Origin of the sequence: Bacillus cereus group sp. BfR-BA-01408 (genome assembly GCF_022663305.1) — a bacterium.
Lineage (GTDB): Bacteria > Bacillota > Bacilli > Bacillales > Bacillaceae_G > Bacillus_A > Bacillus_A pacificus.
In genome coordinates this window covers 1-9,393 of sequence record NZ_JAKUFF010000119.1, presented here as the reverse complement: position 1 = coordinate 9,393, position 9,393 = coordinate 1, and the positions used below count along the sequence as shown (strand labels likewise).

Sequence of the window (9,393 nt, the reverse complement as noted above, 5' to 3'; positions counted from 1 at the left end):
CGGTTGTTCTTTTACTTCATACTTGTACGCTACTCCATTTGCATCATAGACTGTTAGGTTGTCAAATTTGTATTTCCAACCATCAGCCGCTGTTACTTCTTTCGTGTCTACCACTTTCCCATTTTGTAGTAATTCTACTTTGATTGAACTTGGACGATCTTTCTCATTATCGTCTTTCCACGTCTTCGTCCCTGCAATAGATGTAGTTTTCACTTTATTCGGAATTAGCAACTTAACTCCATTTACAGCATCTGATTTAACTTCAAAATTCACTTTTGCTTTAGGATCGAAATCAACATAGTCTGGAGCTGAAATTTCTTGCACATAATATTTACCTGGCTGTAAATTAGGGATTTCAATTATCCCTTTTTCATCTGTTTTATATACATCTCCAACTTGTTCATCAGACTCTTTATACAGCTTAAACGAAACATTTGGGATTACTTTTTCTTCATCCCCTTCAATATGCTTTACAATTTTTAGCGTTCCTCTTGGAATCACGTTACCTTCAGCACCACCACCAGCTGTCATATTTTCGACTGGGTGGGTACCCGATTCAGTAACTGGTTCCTTGTTTAGAACTTGGTAATCAATCGTATAATCATTCTTAAAAAACTCTTGCTTCTTCCCAGCTTCCGTTATAGTAGATGTATAACCAATCGTAAAGGAGGCAAGACGTGCTTTATCTTTATTAAGCACAACTTTAAATGATCTGTCTCCAGTAAAGGTAATCGTTCCGTAACCTTGCTTTTCAAGCTCTTGTAGCGTTAAAGATCGACGACCTAGATGATCATCTATACTTATATAGAAACTATCCTTATTAAGTGTTTGACCTTCCTGTAAATTATCAGTCACAACAATATCGCGACTTAACTCTTCTTTATTTAAGTTTATATTTAAGAACCAACGTACCTCACCTGGCTTACCTCTCATATCACCAGTTTTATAAAAAAACGGACCCTTTCCAGGATCTGTACCACCACCGCTTGTTGGACCGGTAATTGTTACAGATTGCTTATCTACATTTGTACCGAAATTGGTTTCAATCTCTTTCTTTTCATCCGTTCCTACATTGGCAGCTTCCACGAAAAAGTTTAAATACCCTTTAATATTTTGATGTGTACTCACTTTATCATTAAATGTACATACCACAGTACCTGCAGTGACTTTACAAGTACCATAGTCATCTAATAGAAACTCTGTATCTAATCCTTTTAATTCTGGAGGCAGTGTTAATGTCAGTGTGTCTCCAGCCTTCAGCTTAAGACCATCTTTTTCACTGAAGTTTACAGTAACTTTAGTCTGTTGTCCGATAAAAAGATCTGTTTTATCAATCTTAAAACTATCCACAATTCCTGCTGTGTTTAATTCTTGTGCATTTGCTACGATAGGTAAAAGACTCTGGCCTATAGTAAACATGAAAATCATTATAATCGAAAAAATTGAAGTAATTCTCTTCAAATACATACTCTATGTTAGCCTCCCCATAATTTAAAATATAAATAGTTTCTGGTACAAACATGTTATGTCGAAAATTCTATTATCCAACCATTTTACCTACGTATTTTTGATAGTTATTATGATTTCTCTTCCCCCTTCACTACTACTTAACAACTTGAAACTTGATTTTTTATAAGTGTATCTAACATTTTCAACACGCCTACAATTATGTACTTTTGGCCTATATTTTTTAATAGGAACATAGATAAACCTTAATAAGGAAGTTTAAATAATAAATACATATAGACGACAGATACTGGAATACATTTAAAATCAGAAAAAAATGATTTAAAACGCATTCCAGACGAAACTCATGACAACCAGTCTTCTTTTTGTGCCTTAGGAATTATAAAATGATTATTCTACGTGTAAAAGATTTTAGTGCGGGCAAATATAGACTAACTACTTCACAGCAAATATGCATCCTATCAACTTCCATACTTATCGTTCTGAAAAAAGAACGAAAATTACGGATTATAGTCGCATTCAGCATACCAGCAAAAAAGCTTATAAATGTGGAACGAGTTAAAATACTCATATTTTACAGAATATCATTAGAAGATAAGCTTTCTGTCATCATAAGTACGGCTGATAATGTCCATGTATTAAAACATTTGATATTTAGTTAAATACCGAAATAAGTTGATGCAAAAAACATTTTAATATCAGCGTTATATGATTAAAATATTACGGACGAAGTATTGTTTGTCTATGAAGATAAAAGAAATATTCTCCAAATCTGAATAAAGTGGAACAAGTTTGGGGGTAAATAAAAACGATTGTGATTTTCAACTGATTTCATATGAATTTTGCAGAAATACGGGAATCAGTCTTTTCATTTTTGGAGTATATAACTGGGTGTCAGGAAAAAGGTTTCTCCTGATAGATCTGATTCTAGATCTATGTCAAAAAATTAAAATAAACCTACATATTATCTATCCGCTAGGAATTTTTAATTTCTTTACGAATAATAAAATATTTATATGTACTTATATACATTTATATATTAATATATATAAGTGGCGTTGAACCAAAAATAAGAGGTGTGTATCCCCTCATTATTTTTACCTAATCTAAAAAAACAAGTTGATTAGCACCAAATCCCTAATTCTTTAAATAAATAAGAAGTTTTGAGGATTACCTACTCAGTTGTTAGGTAGTTATAAATGTAAGTACACTTACCTTGATTGTAATAACATTATTTAAAGCAATTACAACATTTCCTATTAGCATTTCATTAATAAATAGTACAGACATGCTTTTTTTCGTAATTCCCCCAAAAAACAACAAATTTTTTCCATAGTCTATTATTCTAGAATTGTTACCAAAAATCAATAGTTAATTGTTGTCCCCCATTTTTACTTCATTATTATAAGGCACCTTTAGGTTAACCGATTATCCTATTTTACATATCATATTTTGGCTAAGATTGACCACCCTCATAGAATTCTCCTTAATTTATAAAACATTATATATTTATGTTTTTCAGAAAAACCCACCTTTCTTTTAAAAGTAATAACATCTATATCCTCATTAAAAATATGCAAATAATTCACTTTTCACTTTTCTATTTCTCAATATAAATTAATTGAAATAAAAAAACATATAATTAAGTCTTTATCTATCTTGTGTTTTCAGTCCAAAAGAAAAAACAATTAGTTATATTAAAAATAACCCAATTTAAAGTGGTGACATTTTATTGAGAAAATACATATATGCATAAAAGCATATTTTCTCCTACTCATTATCATATACAATATTAACTGTAACAAAAATGATTACAACTAATAAGGAGGCTTTTTTTACTATGAAAAAAATGATTTTAGCCGGTGCGTTAACTTTAGCAGGAATTACTGGTACTACCGCGTTTATTCCTGAAACAAAGGTCGCTGCTGCCACTCAAGAACAAAGCTTTACAAAATTTTATTCTTTGCAAACTGGAAGTAGTTCTGAACAAGAACCTGTTTTCCTTCAAAAGGGACAAGAGTTAACAATTCAACCTAACAGTAAAACTCCTAGTTACAGTGTTTATGACTCAAATCATAGCCTTATCGGACGTTATTCTGATGGGTACGGCAGAATTTTCACTGCAAAAACAGATGGAAATATGTATGTTCAATTTCATGCGCCTTACGTTTACTATAGTCCTATTAGCTTTTCTGTTACGTATACTATCCAATAGAAAAGGGGTCCTTTTACAGGGCCCTTTTATTTCTCTTTCCATTTTACTTTCACAAATCCATCTTTCACCATTAAGCCACTTATATTTAATACATATTTTTCATTTGCGTTCAATGTAGCTTTGAAAGTACCTTTTTTCGATTCACAAATTTCCTTTAGCTCTTTTATCCCTTCCCCTTGTCTTTCATACAAACTGAAGCATAAATTACCGCGTTTTGCATCTGTCTCATAAGAAAATGTCACTTCTGTATCTTTCTCGTACTGAATTTCAATATCTTTACCAGCAATATCCCATGATGAAAATTTTGCTTCATAACTTGCCTCTCCTTGCTTCTCACTTTCTAAATATATATCACCAGCTTTCCACATATCATCTAACGTTTGAACGAAAGCAAAGCCGCTCAGTAATACAAACATCGCACTTGCAAATATGACAACCAATGTTATCTTTTGTTTTTTCATAGCCTTCATTGTATGTTCTCCTTCTATTTTCTTGTTACTTCTTCGTATCATATATAACAAAACTCCAATAAAAAAAGGCAATCACAACATCGTGTGATTGCCTTTTACTAAAAGCGAAAATCGACTAGAATACTCGGTGGCTTCGCGCCTTCCTCCGAGGCAAAGTATGCCTCTCTGTCAGGAGCTCCATCCCCCTCCTATTCTGAACGAGCCGCTTCCGCCTTTCTTAATTACATTTTTTCTGGTGCAGATACTCCTACGATTGCTAATGCGTTTTGAAGTGTCGTGCGTACTGCCTTCATTAACTCGTAGCGAGCTTTACTTAATTCTACGTTATCTTGGTTTAATACTTTTTCTGCATTGTAGAAGCTGTGTAATGCTGCTGCTAATTCAAATGCATAGTTTGTAATACGGTGTGGTAGACGTTTTTGTGCTGCATCCGCAACTACTGCTGGGAATTCACCAAGTTTTTTCAGTAACTCTACTTCTTTCTCAGAAGTAACAAGTTTGTAGTTCACGTCTCCGCCTGTAGCTAATCCTAATTCTTCACCTTGACGAAGGATACTGCATACGCGAGCATGAGCATATTGTGCGTAGTATACTGGGTTTTCGTTAGATTTTGATACAGCTAAGTCCATATCGAAGTCTAAATGAGAATCACCGCTACGCATTGCGAAGAAGTAACGCATTGCGTCCACGCCTACTTCTTCCATAAGCTCACGAAGTGTAACTGCTTTACCTGTACGTTTACTCATCTTCATTTTCTCACCATTTTGATACAGTTGTACCATTTGGATGATTTCTACTTCTAGTGTTTCTTTATCGTAACCTAGCGCTTGAATAGCAGCTTTCATACGTGGAATGTAACCGTGGTGGTCAGCACCCCAAATGTTGATTAACTTATCGAAACCACGCTCTAATTTATCACGGTGATACGCGATATCTGGTGTTAAGTACGTGTAAGAACCGTCATTTTTAATTAATACACGGTTTTTATCATCACCGTAAGTCATTGAGCGGAACCAAGTTGCACCATCTTCTTCAAAAATCTCATCGCGCTCTTTTAATACAGCAAGAGCTTGATCGATTTTTCCGTTTTTGTATAATGATGTTTCTGAGAACCATACATCAAATTTAACACGGAAACTTTCTAAGTCTTTTTGAAGTTTTGCTAACTCATATTTTAAACCGTACTCACGGTAGAATTCATAACTTTCTTTTTCATCAGCTTTCGCATAACGATCGCCAAACTCTTCAGCTAAACGCTTACCAATTGCAATGATGTCCGCACCATGGTATCCGTCTTCTGGCATTTCTTTCTCTAAGCCTAAAGCTTGCATGTAACGAGCTTCAACAGAAAGAGCTAAGTTATGGATTTGGTTACCAGCATCATTAATGTAGTACTCACGAGATACATCATATCCTGCTTTTGCTAATAAGTTACATAACGTGTCACCTACTGCTGCACCACGTGCATGTCCTAAGTGAAGGTCACCTGTTGGATTCGCAGATACGAACTCAACTTGTACTTTTTCACCTTTACCAGTATTCGTTTCACCGTAAGCTTCACCAGCATTAACGATCGTTGGGATTAAGTCTGTTAAGTAGCTATTATCCATGTAGAAGTTAATGAAACCAGGACCTGCGATTTCAATTTTTTCAATAGAAGCTTTTGCTTTATCGAAGTTTGCAACTAATTCTTCTGCGATCATACGAGGTGCTTTTTTCGCAACACGTGCAAGTTGCATTGCCATATTTGTAGAGAAGTCACCATTTGTCTTATCTTTTGGAGATTCTAATACCACATTTGGAATCTGTTCTTCTGTCGCTAATTCTGCCTTTAATACAGCAGCTTGAATTTCTTCTTTAATTAATCCTTTTACTTGTTCTAAAGAATTCATTATTTTGCCTCCTTCAAATTAATCGTAATTGTATATCTGCCAGCTTCTTGTTCACTTAGAAGCAATGCGTACGTTAAGAAGAGTTGTCCTTTTTTCTTTTCATCCGACCATTTAAAAAGAACGTTATCAGTCTTTGTTTGCAATGCAAACGTACCAAGTTCACTCGTGTACGTACCAGTTGTCCATTCACCTTTCACATGCGTTTGACGCATAGAAACAGCACCTGAACGCATAATGAGAACTTGTTCATCTTGAATTTTAATAATTGTTTTCACTTCGCCTTGTTCGTTCGGCTCTTGGAATGTTACGTATGTACCTTGACTTTTTACATAGTATTGACCATTTGCTTCAAAAGCAACGGTTTCCTTCCTCGCCCCTTCACGGATTTCTGTTACGAAATGAACGTGTACCGGCAAGCCTGCAAGTTGTTTCTCCACGTCTTGCACACCTTTCAACTGTTATAGATATTAAATAATGTATATAATAAATCACTTTTCCTATCATATCAAAAAAAACCTCTGTCTGTCTGCTGAAAAATCAGGAAAACTCTATTTCAAAACATAATTCACTTTCACTTTATTTCATATGATAAAATATTTTTTAAATCTAAATATTCTTTCGTTTGAAGAGGTGAATGAAGTGCTACCAACAAAATTAAAAAAAGGTGATGAAATTAGAGTTATTTCACCATCTTGCAGTTTAAGTATTGTCTCAACTGAAAACAGGAAGCTTGCTGTAAAAAGGTTAACCGACATGGGCTTTCACGTTACATTTTCAACATATGCTGATGAGATAGACAAATTTGCTTCCTCTTCTATTTCTTCACGCGTTCAAGACCTTCACGAAGCATTTAGAGACCCGAATGTAAAAGCCATTTTGACGACACTTGGCGGATACAACTCTAACGGTTTATTGAAACACCTCGATTATAATTTAATTCGAGAAAATCCGAAATTTTTCTGTGGCTATTCAGATATTACTGCTTTAAATAATGCAATTTACACTAAAACAGGACTCGTTACATATTCAGGACCCCATTTCTCTTCATTTGGAATGGAGAAAGGTCTCGAGTATACGAACGATTACTTTTTACAATGCTTAACTTCTACTGAACCTATTGAAGTCCTACCATCTGAAACATGGAGTGATGATTCTTGGTACATTGATCAGGAAAATCGAGAGTTTATTAAGAATGAAGGATATGTTTCAATTCGCGAGGGCGAAGCAACTGGAGAGATTATTGGTGGTAATATGAGCACATTGAACTTATTGCAAGGTACACCATATATGCCAAACTTAAAGGATAAAATTTTATTTCTTGAAGAGGATAGTTTAACTGGGAGAGCTACTCTTAAAACTTTTGATCGATATTTACATTCTCTTATGCAGCAGCAAGATTTTGAACATGTAAAAGGCATCGTTATAGGAAAGATGCAAAAAGGTGCAGAATGTACGATAGAAGACATGCAAGAAATGATTGCTTCAAAGCCTGAGCTTGCACATATCCCTATCATTGCAAACGCAAGTTTCGGTCATACAACCCCGATTTTCACTTTTCCAATTGGCGGACGTGTAAAAATCATTTCTAACAAAGAAAAAACATCTATTACTATTTTAACGCACTAAAAAAGGAGCGAATGAGTCGCTCCTTTTATCGTTTTTCTATTTTTTCCAATGCTTTTTGCGGAATTGATTCTTTCGGGATTTCAGCCCATCCTTTTCCTTGCATACCTTTTGCATAAATTTTTATAAAAGCACCCGTATGCAATTCACGGTTCATCATTCTTTTAATAACCTGTAACTTTCCGTCTTCTGTATACCCTTTAAAAGTATACAAGTATTCTCCGTCTTTTTTCTCACCTTTATCTACTACCGCATAATAATCTTGTATTTCTTTATTTGAAAAGAAGTTGTCTACAAAAGCATGTACACCTTCTGTTTTTGTGTTCAAATAATACGCTGTTCCACCTAGAATAATGGCGAATACAGCTAAAACTTTAATTACCAATTTCATACATGAACCTCCTGTTTGCACTTCTTTTTCTCTAGTCATATATCTATACTTGTATTATACGAAAAATGGCATACTATACTCTATCTAAAAGTCTTACACTTTCCTTACATTATTGTAAGGGATTTTTTCTTACAGCAAGTTCCCAAGAAAAAATTTTTCCGTTTCATACACTTTTATATTATTATTGAATGATACGAATTTTTATTACAAAAATCAAAGGAGACAGTTTTCAAATGGCTATCTTGCAAGGTTTAGCACTATTACTTGTTGTACTTTGTCTATTTACACTTTTCAGTTACCGGGCGCCTTACGGAATGAAGGCGATGGGTGCTTTAGCTAATGCAGCAATCGCAAGTTTTCTTATTGAAGCATTTCATCGTTATATAGGTGGAGAAATGTTTCATAATGACTTTTTACAATCAGTAGGAGAAGCTTCCGGTAGTATGAGCGGTGTCGCAGCAGCGATTTTAGTCGCATTAGCAATCGGTGTTTCCCCCGTATATGCTGTTTTAATCGGTATCGCTACTAGTGGATTTGGTATTTTACCAGGATTTTTCGCTGGATACGTTTGTGCCTTCGTCGTGAAATTTCTCGAAAAGAAATTACCGGCTGGTGTAGAGTTTTTAGCAATTTTATTTATCGCTGCACCAATCTCACGCGGAATGGCAATGCTTATGGATCCGCTCGTTAACGCAACACTTGGTAAAATCGGTTCTATGATTTCAGTTGCAACTACAGAAAGCCCTATTATCATGGGTATTATGCTTGGTGGATTAATAACAGTTATTTCTACCTCTCCACTGAGTTCTATGGCACTTACTGCAATGCTTGGATTAACAGGTTTACCAATGGCAATTGGTAGTCTTGCCGTAGCAGCCTCAGCCCCAATGAACTTTATTTTCTTTAAACGACTAAAGATTTGTTCAAAGAAAGACACAATTGCTGTAGCAATCGAACCTTTAACACAAGCCGATGTTGTTTCAGCAAATCCGATTCCAATTTATGCGACAAACTTCGTTGGCGGTGCACTTGCTGGTATTATTACATCTCTGTTCCAGCTCGTTAATAATGCACCAGGAACAGCATCACCAATCCCAGGACTTCTTGTTTTATTCGGATTTAATGACGTTGTAAAAGTAACAATTGCTGCTATATTATGTGGAATCGTTACCACGATTGTTGGTTACATCGGATCAATCGTGTTCCGTAAATATCCAATTCGCTCTGCTGATGACATTCGCGGCATTACTTCAGAAGAGAAGGTTGCATAAGAAAAAGAGCTATTCCCGTTGTTTGGGAATAGCTCTTTTTCATGTTACGTAATGGTAAATGAAA

8 protein-coding genes are annotated in these 9,393 nt (G+C 34.9%); 3 read left to right on the top strand and 5 right to left on the bottom strand.

Features of this window, described 5'->3' with window-relative positions; translation table 11 throughout:
* Positions 1 to 1,467 (bottom strand): collagen binding domain-containing protein (locus MR083_RS25360; RefSeq protein ID WP_242270029.1); only part of this gene is annotated, 1,467 nt, incomplete at its 3' end.
* A gap of 1,840 nt (positions 1,468 to 3,307) precedes the next feature.
* Between MR083_RS25360 and MR083_RS25355 the strand changes: the two genes are divergently transcribed.
* Entirely contained in the window at positions 3,308 to 3,682 is a 375-nt protein-coding gene (locus MR083_RS25355; RefSeq protein WP_098668203.1) for a hypothetical protein, read from the top strand.
* A 26-nt stretch (positions 3,683 to 3,708) separates the two neighbouring features.
* Here MR083_RS25355 and MR083_RS25350 read toward each other — a convergent pair whose 3' ends face one another.
* From MR083_RS25350 to MR083_RS25340, 3 genes are all read right to left on the bottom strand, one after another.
* Positions 3,709 to 4,224 (bottom strand): anti-sigma factor, encoded by a 516-nt coding sequence (locus MR083_RS25350; RefSeq protein WP_242270028.1) that lies wholly within the window; start codon positions 4,222 to 4,224, stop codon positions 3,709 to 3,711.
* A gap of 149 nt (positions 4,225 to 4,373) precedes the next feature.
* Positions 4,374 to 6,044, bottom strand: a complete 1,671-nt coding sequence (gene argS / locus MR083_RS25345; RefSeq protein ID WP_242270027.1) for an arginine--tRNA ligase — start codon at positions 6,042 to 6,044, stop codon at positions 4,374 to 4,376.
* The gene (locus MR083_RS25340) at positions 6,044 to 6,481 is read right to left on the bottom strand and encodes a YwiB family protein (protein WP_242270026.1); all 438 of its coding nucleotides are present in this window, start codon (positions 6,479 to 6,481) and stop codon (positions 6,044 to 6,046) included. Before MR083_RS25340 ends, argS begins: the two co-directional genes overlap by 1 nt.
* A 202-nt stretch (positions 6,482 to 6,683) precedes the next feature.
* On the opposite strand from MR083_RS25340, the gene MR083_RS25335 reads away from it, so the two are divergent.
* Positions 6,684 to 7,670, top strand: a complete 987-nt coding sequence (locus MR083_RS25335; protein ID WP_242270025.1) for a S66 family peptidase — start codon at positions 6,684 to 6,686, stop codon at positions 7,668 to 7,670.
* 25 nt (positions 7,671 to 7,695) lie between these two features.
* Here the strand turns inward: MR083_RS25335 and MR083_RS25330 are convergent, their stop codons facing one another.
* Positions 7,696 to 8,058, bottom strand: coding sequence for a YxeA family protein (locus MR083_RS25330; protein ID WP_000779929.1), 363 nt, complete (start codon positions 8,056 to 8,058; stop codon positions 7,696 to 7,698).
* 233 nt (positions 8,059 to 8,291) lie between these two features.
* Between MR083_RS25330 and MR083_RS25325 the strand changes: the two genes are divergently transcribed.
* The gene (locus tag MR083_RS25325; protein WP_000996317.1) at positions 8,292 to 9,329 is read left to right on the top strand and encodes a PTS sugar transporter subunit IIC; all 1,038 of its coding nucleotides are present in this window, start codon (positions 8,292 to 8,294) and stop codon (positions 9,327 to 9,329) included.
* The last annotated feature ends 64 nt before the right edge of the window (positions 9,330 to 9,393 follow it).

What these genes read in the sequence shown, in the direction of transcription:
- MR083_RS25330 (WP_000779929.1), bottom strand. Translation starts at nt 8,058, where the DNA reads ATGAAATTGGTAATTAAAGTTTTAGCTGTATTCGCCATTATTCTAGGT.
- argS (WP_242270027.1), bottom strand. Translation starts at nt 6,044, where the DNA reads ATGAATTCTTTAGAACAAGTAAAAGGATTAATTAAAGAAGAAATTCAA.
- MR083_RS25355 (WP_098668203.1), top strand. Translation starts at nt 3,308, where the DNA reads ATGAAAAAAATGATTTTAGCCGGTGCGTTAACTTTAGCAGGAATTACT.
- MR083_RS25325 (WP_000996317.1), top strand. Translation starts at nt 8,292, where the DNA reads ATGGCTATCTTGCAAGGTTTAGCACTATTACTTGTTGTACTTTGTCTA.